Annotated in this window: 20 protein-coding genes; 6 read left to right on the forward strand and 14 right to left on the reverse strand. The window is 51.5% G+C overall.

The window, feature by feature from the left end:
- Positions 1 to 126: 126 nt before the first annotated feature.
- Positions 127 to 795, forward strand: a complete 669-nt coding sequence (locus tag FrondiHNR_RS13005; protein WP_279353192.1) for a TetR/AcrR family transcriptional regulator — start codon at positions 127 to 129, stop codon at positions 793 to 795.
- Positions 796 to 953: 158 nt separating this feature from the next.
- On the opposite strand, the gene rplI is transcribed toward FrondiHNR_RS13005, so the two are convergent.
- From rplI to FrondiHNR_RS13035, 6 genes are all read right to left on the reverse strand, one after another.
- Complete coding sequence (gene rplI, locus FrondiHNR_RS13010; protein ID WP_279353193.1) at positions 954 to 1,412, reverse strand: 50S ribosomal protein L9; 459 nt, start codon at positions 1,410 to 1,412, stop codon at positions 954 to 956.
- An 11-nt stretch (positions 1,413 to 1,423) separates the two neighbouring features.
- Positions 1,424 to 1,690: a 30S ribosomal protein S18 gene (gene rpsR / locus FrondiHNR_RS13015; RefSeq protein WP_279353194.1), complete on the reverse strand. Its 267-nt coding sequence runs from the start codon at positions 1,688 to 1,690 to the stop codon at positions 1,424 to 1,426.
- A gap of 63 nt (positions 1,691 to 1,753) precedes the next feature.
- Positions 1,754 to 2,260: a single-stranded DNA-binding protein gene (locus tag FrondiHNR_RS13020; protein ID WP_279353195.1), complete on the reverse strand. Its 507-nt coding sequence runs from the start codon at positions 2,258 to 2,260 to the stop codon at positions 1,754 to 1,756.
- Between the two features lie 4 nt (positions 2,261 to 2,264).
- Entirely contained in the window at positions 2,265 to 2,648 is a 384-nt protein-coding gene (gene rpsF, locus FrondiHNR_RS13025; protein WP_279353196.1) for a 30S ribosomal protein S6, read from the reverse strand.
- Between the two features lie 123 nt (positions 2,649 to 2,771).
- Positions 2,772 to 3,545, reverse strand: a complete 774-nt coding sequence (locus FrondiHNR_RS13030) for a PIG-L family deacetylase (RefSeq protein ID WP_279353197.1) — start codon at positions 3,543 to 3,545, stop codon at positions 2,772 to 2,774.
- On the reverse strand, positions 3,542 to 4,990 hold the full coding sequence (locus tag FrondiHNR_RS13035) for a CCA tRNA nucleotidyltransferase (protein ID WP_279353198.1): 1,449 nt from the start codon (positions 4,988 to 4,990) through the stop codon (positions 3,542 to 3,544). The genes FrondiHNR_RS13030 and FrondiHNR_RS13035 overlap by 4 nt, the downstream gene beginning before the upstream one ends.
- Before the next feature lie 117 nt (positions 4,991 to 5,107).
- Here FrondiHNR_RS13035 and FrondiHNR_RS13040 point away from each other — a divergent pair, with 117 nt between their 5' ends.
- The 5 genes from FrondiHNR_RS13040 (at position 5,108) to FrondiHNR_RS13060 (ending at position 12,067) form a co-directional block, all read left to right on the forward strand.
- The gene (locus FrondiHNR_RS13040) at positions 5,108 to 7,363 is read left to right on the forward strand and encodes a DUF6049 family protein (protein WP_279353199.1); all 2,256 of its coding nucleotides are present in this window, start codon (positions 5,108 to 5,110) and stop codon (positions 7,361 to 7,363) included.
- On the forward strand, positions 7,364 to 9,001 hold the full coding sequence (locus FrondiHNR_RS13045) for a lipid II flippase MurJ (RefSeq protein WP_279353200.1): 1,638 nt from the start codon (positions 7,364 to 7,366) through the stop codon (positions 8,999 to 9,001). It begins immediately after the preceding gene.
- A 119-nt stretch (positions 9,002 to 9,120) separates the two neighbouring features.
- On the forward strand, positions 9,121 to 10,047 hold the full coding sequence (gene trxB, locus FrondiHNR_RS13050) for a thioredoxin-disulfide reductase (RefSeq protein ID WP_279353201.1): 927 nt from the start codon (positions 9,121 to 9,123) through the stop codon (positions 10,045 to 10,047).
- Between the two features lie 22 nt (positions 10,048 to 10,069).
- Entirely contained in the window at positions 10,070 to 10,393 is a 324-nt protein-coding gene (gene trxA / locus FrondiHNR_RS13055; protein ID WP_279353202.1) for a thioredoxin, read from the forward strand.
- 396 nt (positions 10,394 to 10,789) lie between these two features.
- Entirely contained in the window at positions 10,790 to 12,067 is a 1,278-nt protein-coding gene (locus tag FrondiHNR_RS13060; RefSeq protein WP_279353203.1) for a PLP-dependent aminotransferase family protein, read from the forward strand.
- Between the two features lie 255 nt (positions 12,068 to 12,322).
- Here the strand turns inward: FrondiHNR_RS13060 and FrondiHNR_RS13065 are convergent, their stop codons facing one another.
- The 8 genes from FrondiHNR_RS13065 to rpmH all read right to left on the reverse strand — a co-directional run bounded on the left by FrondiHNR_RS13065 (position 12,323) and on the right by rpmH (position 17,290).
- Entirely contained in the window at positions 12,323 to 13,294 is a 972-nt protein-coding gene (locus tag FrondiHNR_RS13065) for a ParB/RepB/Spo0J family partition protein (protein ID WP_279353204.1), read from the reverse strand.
- On the reverse strand, positions 13,284 to 14,186 hold the full coding sequence (locus FrondiHNR_RS13070) for an AAA family ATPase (RefSeq protein ID WP_279353205.1): 903 nt from the start codon (positions 14,184 to 14,186) through the stop codon (positions 13,284 to 13,286). The genes FrondiHNR_RS13065 and FrondiHNR_RS13070 overlap by 11 nt, the downstream gene beginning before the upstream one ends.
- Positions 14,187 to 14,279: 93 nt before the next feature.
- Positions 14,280 to 14,924, reverse strand: coding sequence for a 16S rRNA (guanine(527)-N(7))-methyltransferase RsmG (gene rsmG, locus FrondiHNR_RS13075; protein ID WP_279353206.1), 645 nt, complete (start codon positions 14,922 to 14,924; stop codon positions 14,280 to 14,282).
- Positions 14,925 to 14,938: 14 nt separating this feature from the next.
- Complete coding sequence (locus FrondiHNR_RS13080) at positions 14,939 to 15,439, reverse strand: R3H domain-containing nucleic acid-binding protein (RefSeq protein WP_279354565.1); 501 nt, start codon at positions 15,437 to 15,439, stop codon at positions 14,939 to 14,941.
- A 36-nt stretch (positions 15,440 to 15,475) separates the two neighbouring features.
- Positions 15,476 to 16,441 carry a membrane protein insertase YidC gene (gene yidC / locus FrondiHNR_RS13085; protein ID WP_279353207.1) on the reverse strand — a complete coding sequence of 322 codons (966 nt, stop codon included), beginning with the start codon at positions 16,439 to 16,441 and terminating at the stop codon, positions 15,476 to 15,478.
- A gap of 6 nt (positions 16,442 to 16,447) precedes the next feature.
- Positions 16,448 to 16,762, reverse strand: a complete 315-nt coding sequence (gene yidD, locus FrondiHNR_RS13090; RefSeq protein WP_347567108.1) for a membrane protein insertion efficiency factor YidD — start codon at positions 16,760 to 16,762, stop codon at positions 16,448 to 16,450.
- Positions 16,759 to 17,127, reverse strand: a complete 369-nt coding sequence (gene rnpA, locus FrondiHNR_RS13095) for a ribonuclease P protein component (RefSeq protein ID WP_279353208.1) — start codon at positions 17,125 to 17,127, stop codon at positions 16,759 to 16,761. Before rnpA ends, yidD begins: the two co-directional genes overlap by 4 nt.
- A gap of 25 nt (positions 17,128 to 17,152) precedes the next feature.
- Positions 17,153 to 17,290 carry a 50S ribosomal protein L34 gene (gene rpmH, locus FrondiHNR_RS13100; protein ID WP_279353209.1) on the reverse strand — a complete coding sequence of 46 codons (138 nt, stop codon included), beginning with the start codon at positions 17,288 to 17,290 and terminating at the stop codon, positions 17,153 to 17,155.
- Between the last annotated feature and the right edge of the window lie 334 nt (positions 17,291 to 17,624).

Genomic DNA, 17,624 nt, shown 5'->3' on the forward strand with positions numbered 1-17,624 from the left:
TCACCGTGCCCTTAAACCTAGCGTGCGCTCGGTTGGCTGTCAATAGGAAATGGCACTACCATCAAGAGAGTGTCCCTCGCAGCGAAAAACCACACCCTTGCACGCCAGGACTTCAAGGAATAAACCATGACACAAGAGCCTCACCCTCACTCGAAAGTCGAACGCCACAGCCCCCGCGGTGATGCCCGCCGCCGAGCCATACTCGACTCTGCAACTCGCCTCTTCTCCGAAAACGGTTTTCACGTTGCCACAATCGCCGAGATCGCAGAGGATGTTGGGATCTCTCAGGCCGGACTCCTCCACCACTTTCCCTCAAAAAGCTCCCTGCTGCTCGCCGTCCTGCGCGAACGCGACGAGCGAAGCCCCCGGGCCATCGAGCTTAATGCGACATCGGGGGCTCAATACCTTCAAACCTTTTGTGGGATGCTGCGAGATCACGAGAAAACACCCGCTCTCATGAAACTCAACGCCCTTCTCTCCGGGGAGAGCCTCTCCGATGAGCATCCCGCCCAGGAATGGTTTCGCACCAGTTATGTTCAACGAATCGAGAGCATGAGGATGGCCCTCACCAAAATCATCAACACGACAAAGCTCCCGCCCGGAACCACGATCGAAACCGTGGCGCGCTGGATTGTCGCCCTCGCAGACGGTATGCGCTACCAGTGGCTTCTTGAGGATACAAGCTTTAGCCGAGCCGACAGTATCATGCAGTTTCTTGAACTCCTCAGACCGTCTTTTTACGATCCCCAGCTTGATCTTCAACACGAGCCCGGGAGGGAAGAAACGGGGCTGTAGGGGAGAAAACCCAGATTTTCTCTCCACTCTCGATGTGCGGCAAAGACCCGCCCACAATTTGTAATCGTACAGAGTAAATCAAACGCTCACAAAACATGGATGGCGAGGAACCCCCTAGGGAACCTCGCCATCCTCATTCTATTTTATACGAAGAAAGTCTATTTCTTCTTGTCCGAAATAACCTGGAGGGTAATAGTTGCATTAATGTCATCACGGAGACGAACAGTTGCAGTGTACTCGCCGGTAGTTTTAATCGCGGTTGGAATCTCAATCTTGCGTTTGTCCAGCTCGGCCACACCGGCCTCTTTTACCGCGTCGGCAATATGAACAGTCTTCACAGAACCAAAGAGACGGCCACCCGTTCCAGTCTTTACCGCAAGACGCACCTTGGCAGCTTCGAGTTTTGCCTTGATGTCCTGGGCCTCCTCAATGGTTGCCAGCTCGCGAGCGGCGCGAGCGGCGCGGATCTGCTCAACCTGCTTTTCACCACCGCGGGTCCACGCAACAGCAAAACCCTGAGGGAAAAGGTAGTTGCGCGCATAACCATTCTTGACCTCAAGAACATCTCCGGGTTCACCGAGTCCGGTAACCTCGTGAGTCAGAATAATCTTTGACATGTGACTAACTCCTAACGGCCAGAACCGGCGTAGGGAAGAAGTGCCATTTCGCGGGCGTTTTTAACGGCCTTAGCGATGAGACGCTGCTCCTGAACGGATACGCCAGTGATTCGGCGCGCGCGAATTTTTCCGCGCTCAGAGACAAATTTACGAAGCGTGGCAACATCCTTGTAGTCGATGACGCCAACCGTGATGGATTTTGCGGGAGCGATGGGCTTTACACCCTTACCGCCGCGGCCACCCTGCTTGCGGTTTCCACCGCTTGACTTTCCAGCCATGGTATTCCTAACTTTCTTAATAATTCTTGTGTGGTGCTGAACTCACGTCAGCGAAACTAACGATCAAAACGGTGCGTCGGCACCGTCAAAGCTCGCGCCGGGGTTTGCCCAACCGTCGTTAGAGGTTTGTGGTGCCGGTGCGGCCGCCCAGGGTTCGCTCGCTGCGTTACCCATCTGCGCCTGTCCGCCACCCATAGCCCCGCGAGACTGCGTGCGAGTGATGCTCGCGGTTGCGTAACGCAAGCTTGGACCGATCTCATCAACATCGATCTCCATGCTGGTGCGCTTTTCACCCTCTTTTGTCTCGTAGGAACGCTGCTTCAAGCGACCCGTGGCAATAACCCGGGAACCCTTGGTGAGTGAACTCGCTACATGCTCCGCAAACTCGCGCCACACGCTCGCGCGAAGAAACAGGGCCTCGCCATCTTTCCACTCGTTCGACTGGCGATCAAAACTACGCGGAGTCGAAGCAATGGTAAACGTGGCCAGGGCAATACCGCTCTGGGTATAGCGCAACTCGGGATCAGCGGTGAGGTTTCCCACCACGGTGATGATCGTTTCGCCTGCCATGAGCCTAAGCGTCCTGTTTTACGTCTGTCTGCGCGGGCTTTTTCTTGGCGCGAGCGGCCTTGGCCGACTCACGTTCTTTCTGCTTGGCGCGCTGAGCAATACCCTCATCCGCACGAATAATCTTGGTGCGGAGCACGGCCTCGCTCAGGCCAAGCTGACGGTCAAGCTCGCTGCTTGCATCAGGGGTTGCGGTGAAGTCAACAACGGCGTAAATACCCTCTGACTTCTTCATAATTTCGTAAGCGAGACGGCGCTTACCCCAGATATCGATATTTTCGACGCTACCACCACTCTGGGTAATAACAGCGAGGAATTTATCCAGGCTCGTCGGTACGGTACGCTCATCCACTTCTGGATCGAGAATGACCATAAGTTCGTATTGGTGCATTACTAACCCACCTCCTTCGGACTTAACGGTTGCAGACGGTCTGCAACAGGAGGGTCTATACACATCGCGCACGCTCAAGAGAGCGGGCAACTTAGCCATAATAGCGCATTTTCCTGCCCACACCTAGTGCTGCCGAAAACGCTCCACCCGATCGATCACCTGGCGCTGACCCCCCGAGTGCACCAGGCTGTCCCCCTCGACCGTGAGCTGGGTCTGGTGGGCACGCAGCGCAGCCACTTTTTGTTCAAAAACCGGCTCCACATCCACCTCGTAATCGACCCGCTCCGACGATGTTGCGGGGATCACCATATAAAAGGGGACATCCAGCTCGGAAGCGAGCACAGCAGCAATCCGATGGCAGCGAATGTGATCGGGATGCCCGTACCCACCACGCTCGTCGTAGCTCACAATCGCGTCAGGATAGGTTTCCCGCGCAACCAGGCGTGCGTCATCAAGCACCTCTTCAAAGGGAACCTTACAAAAGGCATCGGCGGGAGAATTGGGATCGGCGATCGCAAAACCATCACTCCCCCACTGCATACCCGAGTCACGATACTCTCTAGGGCTCTTGCCGCTGGCCCTCGCCTCAGCGGAACCCAAAAAGCGCTGATCGGTCACCCCCAGTGCGGCCATCGCATTCAAGACCTCGCCGGCGCGATAGGGTCCTAATTCCTCGGTCCCCTCGAGAGAGCTCAGGTTACCGGCCACAACCTCACCGCCCTCGCCACGATTTGACGTGAGGACCGTGACGTTTGCACCGCGGGCAACAAGAAGAGCGATTGTTCCCCCGGTTGCAATCGTTTCATCATCGGGGTGGGCGTGGATAAAGAGCACACGCTGCGCATCCAGAATATCTGCGACGGGCCTCAGATCATTCCGAGCAGAAGACACACTCACGAGACCCCCTCAATTCTCTCCGTACGCGCCCACTCTCGAAGACGAACCGTGGCTTCTTCCTCACCGAGCACGCCCTCCTCCAGCCTCAGCTCCATGAGAAAAGCGTACGCTCGCCCAACCACGGGTCCGGGCGTAAGGTTTAAAATCTTCATAATCTGCTCACCGTTAAGGTCGGGACGAACAGCATCCAATTCCTCCTGCTCACGCAAAATACGGATGCGATCCTCCAGGTCATCGTAGGCAAAGGCTAGGCGATCGGCCTTGCGAACGTTCTGGGTAGTGACATCCGCCCGCACCAGGACGTGCAGGCGCTCCAACTCGGGCCCCGCATCGCGCACATAGCGACGAACCGCCGAATCCGACCACTTTGCATCGGTGTATCCAAAAAATCTCAGGTGGAGCTCCACCAAACGCCCCACAGCCCGGATCGTGTCGTTGTCGTAGCGCAGCGCACGCAATCTTTTTTTGCTCATTTTAGAACCCACAACATCGTGGTGATGAAAGGTAACTACCCCACCGCTTTCAAAACGCCGAGTTGACGGCTTACCAATGTCGTGAAGCAGGGCGGCAAGTCGCACCACCAGATCTGGGGAGGAGTCGGGGCCTGTTGAACGCTCCTTCTCAAGCTGAATCGCCTGATCAAGAACGGTGAGGCTGTGCTGATAAACATCCTTATGTCGCTTGTGATCGTCTGCAGTGTGTTTAAGTTCGGGAACCTCAGGAAGAAATATCCCCATGAGACCGGAGTCAACCAGAAGTTCCAGCCCCACACGCGGATTGTCGGTGCAGAGAAGTTTGTTCAGTTCGTCTCGAATTCTCTCCTGAGAAATAATCGATAAGCGCTCCCTCATGCTTTCCATCGCCATGCGCACGCTTGCATCAACCACAAATCCCAGCTGCGAAGCAAACCGGGCGGCCCTCATCATCCGCAGTGGGTCATCACTGAAAGACTGCTCGGGGGTTCCCGGGGTGCGTAAGGCCCCACCCAATAGATCCTCAACCCCCCCAAAGGGGTCGACAAGAACCTGCTCGGGAAGTCGCAGGGCCATAGCATTTACTGTAAAGTCCCGCCGCCTCAGATCGCCCTCAATGCTGTCCCCAAAAACAACCTCCGGCTTTCGCGAATCAGAATCGTAGTTATCGGATCGATATGTGGTTATCTCCACACTCTGATCACCCACGCGAGCGGCAATAGTCCCAAATTCACGCCCAACGTCCCACTGAGCACTCGAGTGCGGCTTCACAATGCGAAGAATCTCGTCGGGAGAGGCAGAGGTTGCAAAATCGAGATCGTTGACGGGACGTCCCAGAAGCGCGTCCCGTACCGGCCCACCAACCAGTGCCAACTCATGGTTCGCCTCTGCAAAAGCGGCAGAGAGAACACTCACCCCGGGAGACTCAGCAACAGAACGCAAAGCAGCGACGGAGTCAGACATGTTAAGCATAATTGTCTATGTTAGAGGGTCAAGCTGGGGCTGTGTCGCATCACAAAACAAACGGGATACTCCCTCTTCGGTACGCCGCAAATACTTTCCACAGGGATACATCGTAGAATCTCGTGTATGTTCGCAGCGCGCAAAACCCGTTCTCGCGTGCTTCGGTACCCCCAAATAATGATTGGTGCCGCGCTCACCTCTGCCGCAGTATTGCTCACCTTTACTCTTTCCACCGGGCAGCAAGGCATCTTTCCTCCCGTTGATGCGTCAGCTAAAACAACCAGCCTTTCAGAAAAAACCACGGACTCCCAGGAGACGACCTCTGAAGAGTCGAGCATCATCGAGAATTTTTCAGTGTCGGTTGCATCGTCCTCACCCGTTATTGCAACAGATCAGGACACCGTTTCAGTTTTGGTCAATGTCGATAACCACACAGACCAGGATGTCTCAAACCTGAACGTTGCTGTACACATTGATCGAGACAGAATTACAGACAGCACTTTCCTGACCACACTCGCTAACACACAAAACGAGTCCCCGGCAGGGCTTGGAACCGTGATTTACACGGGGGCAATTGGGAAGGTGGCTAAAGAATCCAGCGTGTCAGAAACGTTCACCTTTACTACGGCGGCTCTCGGACTTAACCCCTCGGAGCCGGGTGTGTACTCCCTCTCCGCAAACATTACGGGTTCCGATATTGATACAACACTCTCCGCACGCAGCGCCGTGGTGTGGGGAATGGTCGCAGAACCATCGTCACTCGTTGTCTCGAGCGTGGTTCCTCTCATGCTTCCCCCCGATATCTTCGGGTTGGCAACGGGTAGCCAGCTCGCCGATCTGACCGGTCAAAACGGCTCACTCACCCAGTCTCTCAGCGCAGCAATCTCGGTAAACGCGACTCTCGCGATTGATCCCCGTGTCATTGCCTCAATACGAATTCTTGGTGAAGGCGCCCCGACCTCGGCCAAAGAGTGGTTAAAACGTTTAGCCACAACCGCCAACCCAAGCTTTGCCCTGCAGTTTTCGGATGCCGATTTGGCAGCGCAATCTCAGCTTGATCTGCAACATCCCCTCACCGTTAAAAACCTCGATGCCTTTACCCCCAGCAATAACGGGGAACAGTCCCCAAACAGCACGACCGTTTTTCCCACCGTGAATGATCTCACCTCGTGGCCATACACGCTTCCCCCTACCGCGTGGCCTACTGAAACTGTTGTTGACAACGATCTCGTTTTTTTTACCGACAACGGTTTTAATACGGCACTCCTCGGTTCAAACAATGTTGAGGGTCTGTCCCGCGCTCTCACAACAGACCGAGCCCTCATAAACAACACGGAGTCGCTCGTGGTTAATAGCGAGGTCACACACGCTCTTGGTCAACAGCTTGAGACTACGAATGCCACCGATTTTGCGGCAAGAGCAGGATATACCGCAGCAGAACTTGCCCTCATTGCCCAGCAGGGTGGCGGGACTCGACAGCATATTCTGGTTGCTTTTGACCGCTCCACAATCGCTACGGGCACACGGATCATCGATACCGCAGCAACTCTCACCTCTCTGAGCTGGGTTCAGGCTCTATTCCAGAACGACGCGCTGAGTGCTCTCACCCCCGAGGGTGGTTCACCTCCCGAAGCGATGTCGCTCAGCTTAAAGGAGAGAGTAATCGATACGGATCGCCTCGATACCCTGCGCAAGGGATTGGAATACGAGGCTAGAGTTATAAGTTTTTCACAGGTTCTCGAGTCTCCCCAACTTCTTATCGGAACCCAAAGCACCCGTATTCTTAATCTTTTTAGCACCGCCATTGCCACACCTGACGACACCTTTGCGCGCCGCACAGTGGGCTATTTCCACACAGATCGTAAAACCCTTGACAGTGTACGCATTAACCCCTCCAAGCCAATTACAGTTGCAGCCACCCAATCAGAGATACCGATTCAGGTAAATAATGAACTTCCCTACCCGGTACTGGTTAACGTTCACGCAACAGCATCAAATAATAGAATCCTGATCAAGGACGCAACCGAGTCCACCAGAATAGAGGCAACCTCACAAAGCATCATCCGGGTTCCGGTATCCGCGCGAGTTTCCAACGGAGAAACCATGATTACGGTGTCCCTCTCCACCGGCGACGGTACCCTCATCGGCACTCCGATGAACATTCCGCTCAGCATTAGAGCACAGTGGGAAGCGGTTGGGCTCGCTATACTGGCAATTCTTGTGGCGAGCTTTTTCGGTTTCGGGGCTTGGCGTAGCATCCGTAATCGACGCCGTGAAAAGCGTGCAAAGCCTGAACCTTCTCCCCCGGCACAGGATCTTCCTCATCCCGGGAAAGCAGCAAACCCCGACGACCACACTGCAGACAATGAAAGAGACGCGTAATTGAGTTCTCGCCCCGACAATATTGGTCGGGCCACAATGTGGCTGGCCTCCGGCACAATCGTCTCGCGAATCACGGGATTTATTAGCGCTGCCGTTCTTGCCCGCACCATTGGTATTACCGGCTTGGGTGCTGACGCTTTTACCCTGGCAAACTCCCTGCCCAACAATCTGTACACCCTGATCGCGGGTGGAGTTCTGAACGCCGTTCTGGTTCCGCAAATAGTACGGGCCGCCACTCGAGGGGACGATGGTGGTGCCGGATTCATCAATAAGCTTGTCACCCTGTCCATCGTTATTCTGGGTATTGCAACAACCCTCCTCACACTCGCCACCCCGGTTGTTGTCAGCATGTACGGGATCACAAAGCTTAACACCCCCGTCATGGACGTGGCCATCGGATTTGGTTTCTGGTGTATGCCGCAGGTGTTCTTTTATGGCCTCTACACAGTGTTGGGTGAGGTGCTCAACGCGAGAAAGATGTTTGGCCCCTTCACCTGGGCACCCATCCTTAACAACGTTGTGGCGATTGCCGGAATGATACTTTTCACGCATCTCTTCGGAAGCGTTCCCATGGACCCTGCGGGTGAGGAACTTTTCTGGGGCCTACCCAAGATTGCGGTGTTAGCTGGAACAGCCACCCTCGGTGTTATGGCACAGGCACTCATTTTGATTTTCTTCTGGAAGCGGGCGGGACTTAAGTTCCGTTTTGATTTTGGTTGGCGCGGGGTTGGTTTCCGAGCCGTTGGACGGATGTCCGGTGGCGCCATGGGAATTATGATCGCGGGACAGATCGCCTACATCATCACAACCAACGTGGTCATGGGATCCTCCGCCAGCGAAAACGCCTCAACCACGGCACTCAAGTATGGATACCTTATTTTTGTGCTTCCGCACTCAATAATCACCGTGTCCATAACAACCGCTCATCTTACCCGTACAAGCGAGTACGCGGCTTTGAATAACCTCGTCGCGGTGCGGAATGAGTTCTCTGAGATTATGCGGAGCGTGTTACTACCCATAGTCTTAGCTATGTTTGGGGTGATTGTTCTTGCAAACCCGATTGCCCGGGTGTTTGCGGGTGATAACCCAGCCAAGGCGGAGACCCTTGCTCTGGTCATCGTGGGATATATGATAGGGCTGTTGTTCTTTACAATAATATTTGTTGTCCAGAGAACATTTTATGCCTTGAGTAACACCCACACACCCCTTATTTTCTTTATTATTCAATACTCACTTCAGTCCATTCTTGTGATTCTGACGGGAATATTTGTTGACAAACAGTACCTGGCATTTGGCGCTTCGCTCACCCAGGGAATAGCAATGATGATAACCGCACCCATCGCCCTCTACTGGCTGGGTAAACGACTCGGTGTTGGACTCGACGGGAAAAACCTGACGCGCAGCATTTCCCTGTTCATCGGCGCCGGGATTGTGGCCTCCGCTGCCGGTTACACCCTCAACACGATGATGGGCGGTAATACCTTTGAAGGGTTCAGCTCCTCGAGCACCGGTTGGGTACTCAGCATGGCCATCGTGACCGTCGTCATGACCGTTATCTATCTTGGAATACTCATGCTCTTTAGGTCACCCGACCTCAAAAAAATGCTCGCACCAATTCTGCGACGCATCGGTCGTTAAAACCCTCGGGGTCAACATTGTTTGCGGTTTTTTATCCCCACACGGGCAGTGAGCACCCACCGGGAATAACTGAACAATAAGATGGGTTATATTCTCCGATAGACAAAAGAGGTAGCGACTTGCGACACATCATTATCATTGGCTCCGGCCCGGCCGGTTATACCGCTGCGATTTATGCGTCTCGGGCGGGTTTAGAGCCTCTGCTCTTTGCAAGTTCTGTTGAAGCGGGCGGAGAGCTCATGAACACAACCGAGGTGGAAAACTTTCCTGGTTTCCCTGAGGGCATTCAGGGACCCGTGCTCATGGATAAACTTCAGGAGCAGGCAGAAAAGTTTGGCACAACTGTTTCCTACGACGATGTTACTGAATTGGACCTGTCCGGAGAAATCAAAAAAGTGACACTCTCAAACGGCGATGTCCATGAGGCCCACGCGGTGATTTTTGCCACTGGTTCTGCGTATAGAAAACTGGGGCTGTCCGACGAAGAACGTCTTGCAGGTCACGGTATTTCGTGGTGTGCAACGTGTGACGGATTTTTCTTTAAAGAAAAGACAATCGCTGTTGTGGGCGGAGGCGACTCCGCTATGGAAGAGGCCACCTTCCTTACCCGCTTTGCCTCCAAGGTTTACGTTATTCACCGCAGAGATACTCTGCGTGCCTCAAAAATCATGCAGCAGCGCGCCTTTGATAATGAGAAGATTGAGTTCATTTGGAACACAGAGGTTGTGGGTGTTTCGGGTGAAGAAGGAGTTGAGGGTGTTACCCTTCGCAACATTCTGAGCGGCGAAACCACCGAATTACCCCTCAACGGGCTATTTGTTGCAATTGGAAACGATCCTCGAACCCACCTAGTCCACAATAAGTTGGAACTGACAGAAGACGGCACAATCGCTGTCGAGGGACGCAGCTCCAAGACATCCGTAACCGGCGTTTTTGCGGCCGGTGATGTGATCGACCCCACCTATCGTCAGGCAGTTACCGCAGCAGCATCAGGAACAGTTGCTGCCCTCGACGCGGAACACTACCTCGCCGCCCTCGGCAAATAAACCACTACTCAAGGAGATTCAGATGTCTGCCACACGCGATGTAACCGAAGCAACCTTTACCGAAGAAGTTCTTAACAGCGATAAGCCCGTTCTTGTTGATTTTTGGGCTGAATGGTGTGGGCCCTGCCGCCTCGTGGGACCGGTTCTTGATCAGATCGCAGCCGAAAATGCTGACAAGATCAGCATTGTTAAGCTCAATGTTGACGAAAACCCCTCACTTGCAGCAAAATACCGCATCACTTCAATTCCCGCCATGAAAGTTTTCCAAAACGGTACCGAGGTGAAGACAATCATCGGAGCACAACCAAAGGTTGCCATCGAGAAAGAACTTGTTGATTTCCTCTAGGTAGATCAGCACCAGAACCCCGTGTATATTTGATCAACAAATTGCACGGGGTTTTATTGTGTCAACTCTGACTGATGTTTCTATCACGACACACGATTTCGCATCTCCGGGACACCTGATCATCGCATCTAACCCGAAGCTTCTTCCCGACATGCTCTGATACCGAAACACGCGGTTAATCTTGTCTTTTTATGTAGCGAACATTGTGCGCCGATTATGAAGCTGGTCATCTTTACCGCGTTAAGAAACAGTAAATTTTCCGAATATGTAGATATAAAACTGGATTTTATACGAATATTATTCATTTATTATGCTTAATAGCGATTTTATTCCGCATATTATTCGGAGTAGTGTTGTTTTATTCTGCGAAAAAACCACCATCTCCAAGGACTATCTGTGACGGTTAATCTCGATACCATCTCCCCCCTTAAAACCTGGGATCAACACTACTCAGATAGAGCACTCGCCTTGAGCTCATCTGAGGTTCGGGCACTCTTTGCTGTTTCGTCCCGTCCCGAGATTGTTTCCCTAGCGGGCGGCATGCCCCTTGTTTCTGGGCCAAGTTTTGATCAGCTCGACGAATCGCTGAGACGGGTCCTAGCTTTCCACGGATCCCGGGCACTTCAGTATGGATCGGGTCAGGGCGCTTTTGGGCTCCGCGAGCACATCAGTGCCCTGATGGAATCTCAGGGGGTTCAGGCTTCTCCTGATGATGTTGTTGTTACTACGGGATCACAGCAGGCTCTCGAATTGCTCACAAAGATCTTTGTGAACCCCGGTGATATTGTTCTCACGGAGGCTCCCACCTATGTGGGTGCAATCGGTGTATTCCGCTCTTATCAGGCGGAAATCGCGCAGGTGCCCATCGATCACAGCGGTTTGATTCCCGAAATGCTTGAGGAGCACATTCAACGGCTTCGTGCCGCCGGGAAAACTGTTAAATTTCTTTATACAATTCCAAACTTTCACAACCCCTCCGGAATTACACTCTCCAATGAGAGACGCATACAGATCATTGAGATTTGTAAAAGAAACAACGTCCTTATCGTGGAGGATGATCCATACGGAATGCTCTTCTTCACTGAAGCCACTCCCCCGGCTATGCGTTCGATGAGTAACGAGGTGGTGTACCTGGGTTCTTTTTCGAAGACACTTGCTCCGGGACTACGAGTTGGCTGGACTCTCGCTCCTCGAGAGATACGGGAAAAACTGATTCTTGCCGTGGAGTCCGCTATTTTATGCACAAGTTCCTTTAATCAATACGTTGTCTCTGACTACCTCACGAATGTGAATTGGGAAAATCACCTGGGTCTTCTTCGTTATACCTATCACGGTCGGAAAAAAGCTATGGTGAGAGCTCTGAAGGAATCGCTGGGTGATCTTTCTTGGACAGATCCCGGCGGTGGGTTTTTTGTGTGGTTATCACTTCCTGAAGAACTGGACTCACAAAAAATGCTTCCACAAGCGATTCAAGAGCTTGTTGCCTACACTCCAGGGACCGCATTTTATGCAAACGGAGACGGGAGGAAAAACATTCGCCTGTCATTTTGCTACCCCACTGAAAAAGAAATTAATATCGGAATTAAACGCCTAGCGGCGGTAATAAACGTAGAGCGTAATACACTCCATAATAACGCTAGAGAAATTAGGGGCTCACTGATCAGACACCTCTAATAGCTCTCTGATCAGGATGTGTGTTCGCAATCACGAAGGATAATAATGAGTTTTTCCACCTTGTGTACCGTAGAGAAAATACCGTAACATCTCGGCAATAGACAGGTAAGTCACACAGGTTTCATAATCATTTGTGGAAGCTACCTGCTTTGAATAACAACACCATCGCCTGTGAACGAGATGTGTGGCACGGGCGTTTCACGTGAAACACCCCACGCCCCAGACAAAGGTGCACAGGTCCTGGGAAAAGGAAAGCTATCCGCCAAAACCCTCATCGCCCAATTCGTTGAGTATCCGGTTCATATCCTGAACAGTTGCAAATTCAATAACAATCTGTCCTTTTTTCGCACCGAGGTTAATGCGCACCCTGGTGTCCAGACGATCACCCAGTCGCTCGGAAATGTCTGCAAGCTGTCCCAACCTACCGCCCGCTTTTGGCTTATTTTTCTTTTTGGGCGACTGTGCAGCAACAGCTTCCGCAGCACGAACCGAAAGATCCTCGTTGATGATCTTATCCGCAAACGAAGTCATTGTCTCAGGATCCCCTGCCACAGAGAGGATAGCTCGAGCATGACCCGCCGACAACACACCTGAAGCAACCCTGTTCTGCACTGTTTCGGGAAGTTGAAGGAGCCGCATGGTATTGCTAATTTGTGAGCGTGAGCGCCCTATGCGCTTGGCCAATTGTTCTTGGGTTATTCCAAAGTCGGCAAGGAGCTGCTGATAGGCCGATGCTTCTTCTAGTGGGTTAAGCTCTGCTCTGTGAAGGTTTTCAAGAAGTGCATCCCTCAACATGTCTTCGTCGGCTGTTTCTCGAATAACAGCCGGTATTGTCTTACGCCCCACCGCTTTGCTAGCGCGCAAACGACGCTCACCCATGATCAATTCATATTGTGGCTCCCCCGCAGCGGGTGCAGGATCAATAGGACGAACAACTATAGGCTGCAGAACACCAAACTCGCGGATACTGTGCTGCAGTTCGGCCAATGCCTCTTGATCAAATTCGGTTCGTGGCTGTTGAGCATTGGGGGTAATGTCCGCGATTTTGAGATGAGCTAAACGCGCACCAGGAACCTGAACGAGGTTAGAGGAATCCTCTTCCTGCTCGGGGAGATTTTGTGTTGGAGTCTCAAAAAAAACATCAACCGGTCTTTTAGTTATCTCGTCTTTGTTCGGAATGAGCGCTCCAATACCGCGGCCAAGTCCCGTTCGTTTTTTAGCTGCCATGTGTAGCGACCTTCCCGATTATGCCTCGATGTCCAATTTCCGCGGCTGCCTCCAGATATGCGAGAGCGCCGGTTGATGATTCATCATATTCAATAACACTCTGCCCATAGCTTGGAGCCTCAGAAATACGCACCGAACGAGGAATAACCGTTTTCAGCGTCTGTTCTGGAAAATGTTGACGAACCTCGTTGGCTACCTCGGTTGCCAGGTTGGTACGTGAATCAAACATCGTAAGCAAGATAGTGGAGAGACGGAGTTCAGGGTTGAGATGCAATTCGATGAGTTGGATGTTCTTCAACAGCTGACTCAAACCCTCAAGTGCATAATATTCACATTGGATGGGGATAAGAACTTCACGGGCGGCAACAAAAGCGTTAATCGTGAGTAGTCCTAGCGAGGGGGGGCAATCAATAAAGACATAGTGAAATTTTTGATCCTGATTCTCTAGAAAGATATCCAGGGCGCGACGAAGACGCTGTTCCCTCGCAACTAACGAGACCAGCTCAATCTCTGCTCCCGCAAGGTGAATAGTTGCGGGAACACAATAAAGGTTCTCTACCTGTGAGCTCTTCTGTATAACCTCACCAATGGGTTTATCCCCGATAATTACGTCATAAACACTGGGGGTTTCTTCTCGATGAACAGCGCCGAGTGCAGTAGAAGCGTTCCCTTGAGGATCAAGATCGATAACTAAAACCCGAGCACCAGATAGTGCAAGAGCAGCAGCTAGATTAACGGTGGTGGTGGTTTTACCCACTCCCCCTTTTTGGTTTGAAATAGTTATAACCCGAGTTGTATTGGGAAAAGGAGCGGGATTTTCCTTTAACAACTTGCGGCGACGAGCCTTATCGGCAATCTGTCGTCCAAGTGGTGCACTTGATTCTAGACTCATGATTCCTTTGCTCTATTGCTGCGGTTTTTCTCATCAACAAACAATTACAGGTGTTTCACGTGAAACGCTATCACCAATCACTGACACTCAATGTCATGAAGTTTCCTCACCTACTGTAGCCCGAAAAACCCGAGTCTCCTCAGTGAGAACCTCGCTCCCTAAAATTAACACCTCAGGATTATGAAGTTTGTATTTTTTGATCTGTTTTGCTGCGGCAGCTATTTCCTTCTCCACACTCACTCCCTTCATGAGAATAAGTTCTCCCTCGCCGCGTAGCAGGGGAGCAGTAAGAGGAATCAGTTTTTGGAGCGAGCTCACAGCTCTGGCGGTTACCTGATCAAGAGCAATCTGACTGTCAATTTCTTCTGCACGAGCACGTATAACACGGGTATTAGAAAGCCCCAGGGTCGTAACCTGATCGTTCAGCCAGGAAACACGACGCTCCATGGGCTCAATAAGAACAAAATTTATGTCTGGTCGGATGATTGCAAGAACAAGTCCTGGCAAACCCGAGCCCGAACCCACATCTCCAACGGTTCCCTGCCGTAGCAGGGGAGCAATAATCGCACAATTAAGTATGTGCCTGGTCCAGATCCGAGGAAGCTCAAGGGGTCCAATGAGCCCAAGTTCCTCGCCACGTTCAACAAGATTTTTAGTGAAATCTCGAAGAGCTTCTATTCTTTCGGGAAACAGTTTAGCGGCAATCGGTGGCTCTGTCTCAACGATAACGTCAGTCAATGTTTCACGTGAAACTAACTGAGCGGAGAAATCACGATGTGACGTCCCCGACCCTCGCCTTCGGACTCAGAATGAAATCCTGCCTCGGAAACAAAATCGTGAACAAGCTTACGCTCATACGATGACATTGCCGGAAAAGCTTCGCGTTCACTACCGGCCTCGATTTTAGACACCGCTTTTTCAACCATAACTCTGAGTTGTTCGGTGCGTGCTTCACGAGAACCACCAATATCAAGAATAAGGCGAGAAAATTCACCCGTTTTATTCTGGACGGCAAGACGAGTAAGTTCCTGAAGTGCATTGACCGTCTCAGGCCTAGACAGAAGACTTAGCCCCCCATCGGCTCCATCACCATCGTTTACAGAAACGTAAGCGCGACCGTTCTTTGTGGTGATGTCAATATCGCCGTCAAGATCCGCAATATCTAAAAGTTCCTCGATATAGTCTGCGGCAATGTCGCCCTCTTCATCTAGCTGTGACACAGAACGCGAATCCCTGTCTAATACTTCGATCATCTCAGCCTCTTCAACAGATTCAACCACTGGAAAATCCTAACTCTTTTTTCCCGGCTTACCGGATTTCTTTTTTGCACGCTTTTTGTTTATCGGCTGCTGTCTCTGTGTTTTTTGCACGGTGGCCGCTTCTTCAGCTGCTTCATCATCCGTTTTTTCTAGCTTGCCTTTGCGTGCAAGACGTTCCTGACGTTCCCGGAAAGCTGCGCTACCCGGAGTCGGCAGCTGCCGAATGATGATAAATTGCTGGACCATTGACCAAAGGTTTGAGGAGAACCAATAAAAGTTCAACCCGAGCGGGAAAGTCACACCGGAGAAAACGAACATGAAGGGAATGACGTAAAGTAAAATCTTCTGTTGTCTGTACATCGGAGAGTTTTTTGTTTCTTCCGAAACATTCTTGGCCGTGATCTGAAGCTGAGTATAAAACTGTGATGCGATCATGAAAACAACCAGGATGGCGGCAACCACAATCACTTGCCAGCCAGCATCTCCGTTAATTGCTCCCATCAGGGTTGCTTTAAGGGGCGCGCCGAATATTTCGGCATTACCAAACTCAGCGGCAAACTCCTCGGTCATGAGACCGACACCAGCCTTATTATCGCTGGCAGTTCGAAGAACCGAAAAAAGACCAAAGAAAATGGGCATCTGTGCCAAAAGTGGCAGGCAGGAGGCAAACGGGCTAGTTCCGTTGTTCTTGTAAAGAGCCATAGTCTCACGAGACATTGCCTCGCGCGAGAATTGATCCTTCTTACCCTTATATTTATCCTGGATCTTTTTCAGCTGCGGTGAAATCTCCATCATTCGTCGCTGAGATTTAATCTGTCGCACAAACAGAGGAATCAGCGCGGCACGAACAACAACAACCAGACCCACAATAGACAAAATCCAGGTAATACCCAGAGCTGAGTCAAGCCCTATCCAGGTAAAGAAATAGTGCCAGGCCACGATAATGAGCTCGATCACCCATCGAATTGGCCAGAGTATAGTATCGAGGAACTCCATGTGGTCTTACTGTGCCTTTCTTCGGGAACGAGCAATAACAAAACCGTGTCGTGTAAAGGATACGTGCTTGTGTTCTCGCTCCGGTACATCATCAATACCACCCGAAGACCACGGATTGCAGCGTAGCAATCTCCACACGGTCATCCACACCCCGCGAAAAACACCGTGAGATTGGAAAACCTCAAGTGAATAGCGGGAACACGAAGGGTAGTATCGACACACATCACCATACAGGGGCGAAATACATAAACGATAAATCTTGAGCAGCCCCACCACAATATTTCTCGGTATAAGAGCGATATTAATCAGGAACGTCCTCACGATTCTACAGCCTTAACAGCAGAATCACTCACTAAACGAATCCGCGCCACCACTGAAATGAGATCACGGCGAAGTTCGGAATAGGTTGCCAGGGCAGCGCCCGGGTGTGCCCGATAGACCACATCCACCGCAGAAACTCCGTCTGCCAAAATCTCAGCAGAAATGGCTTTAAGTCGACGCCGAATAAGATTACGTGTGTGTGCCATCCCGACCGAGCGCGATACGATAAAGCCGAATCGAGCGGGCTTCCCCACTTCTGTAGCAATGGCATAACATACGCAATAACGACCTCGAAACCGCTCTCCCCGACGAACCGTTTGACGATAGTCAGCCGCCGATTTAATGCGGTTTTTATTGGAGAGCACGATGCTGGTGCGATGTCACAAAAGTTTACGCAGAAAGCTTGGTGCGGCCCTTCGCACGACGTGCAGAAATAATTGCACGCCCCGCACGCGTACGCATACGCAAACGAAAACCGTGTACCTTCGCACGACGACGGTTATTAGGCTGAAAAGTCCTCTTACTCATGTCAAACTCCACACTTTTTGCGATTGGCCGATCAGAGCCTGACCGGAAGTCTCCAGGACGCGTAAAAACACCCGTCCAAAGAGTTAAAAATACGCGGAATTACCGCCCACGTCAAACCCTGACCAAAGAAACTTCGATTATGTTCAGAAACTTTGCAGCAAAGAGCAGCAGTGGTGTGAAGTATCCACGTCAATTTGATTACACGGAGAGCAACCAGTTACCGTTGTGGGTAAGTTATCCACAGTTTAATAAAATCGTTGGTATTTGCTGGTACCTTATCGGGTAAATTATGTAGATAACGCTGTGAATAAACTGTCAAGATTGTTGAGGATTC

Origin of the sequence: Lysinibacter sp. HNR, from assembly GCF_029760935.1 — a bacterium.
Lineage (GTDB): Bacteria > Actinomycetota > Actinomycetes > Actinomycetales > Microbacteriaceae > HNR.

Bases quoted from the DNA above. Each gene is read 5' to 3' on its own strand.
- FrondiHNR_RS13005 (WP_279353192.1), top strand. From the start codon at position 127: ATGACACAAGAGCCTCACCCTCACTCGAAAGTCGAACGCCACAGCCCC.
- rplI (WP_279353193.1), bottom strand. From the start codon at position 1,412: ATGTCAAAGATTATTCTGACTCACGAGGTTACCGGACTCGGTGAACCC.
- rpsR (WP_279353194.1), bottom strand. From the start codon at position 1,690: ATGGCTGGAAAGTCAAGCGGTGGAAACCGCAAGCAGGGTGGCCGCGGC.
- FrondiHNR_RS13020 (WP_279353195.1), bottom strand. From the start codon at position 2,260: ATGGCAGGCGAAACGATCATCACCGTGGTGGGAAACCTCACCGCTGAT.
- rpsF (WP_279353196.1), bottom strand. From the start codon at position 2,648: ATGCACCAATACGAACTTATGGTCATTCTCGATCCAGAAGTGGATGAG.
- FrondiHNR_RS13035 (WP_279353198.1), bottom strand. From the start codon at position 4,990: ATGCTTAACATGTCTGACTCCGTCGCTGCTTTGCGTTCTGTTGCTGAG.
- FrondiHNR_RS13040 (WP_279353199.1), top strand. From the start codon at position 5,108: ATGTTCGCAGCGCGCAAAACCCGTTCTCGCGTGCTTCGGTACCCCCAA.
- trxA (WP_279353202.1), top strand. From the start codon at position 10,070: ATGTCTGCCACACGCGATGTAACCGAAGCAACCTTTACCGAAGAAGTT.
- FrondiHNR_RS13065 (WP_279353204.1), bottom strand. From the start codon at position 13,294: ATGGCAGCTAAAAAACGAACGGGACTTGGCCGCGGTATTGGAGCGCTC.
- FrondiHNR_RS13070 (WP_279353205.1), bottom strand. From the start codon at position 14,186: ATGAGTCTAGAATCAAGTGCACCACTTGGACGACAGATTGCCGATAAG.
- FrondiHNR_RS13080 (WP_279354565.1), bottom strand. From the start codon at position 15,439: ATGATCGAAGTATTAGACAGGGATTCGCGTTCTGTGTCACAGCTAGAT.
- yidC (WP_279353207.1), bottom strand. From the start codon at position 16,441: ATGGAGTTCCTCGATACTATACTCTGGCCAATTCGATGGGTGATCGAG.
- rpmH (WP_279353209.1), bottom strand. From the start codon at position 17,290: ATGAGTAAGAGGACTTTTCAGCCTAATAACCGTCGTCGTGCGAAGGTA.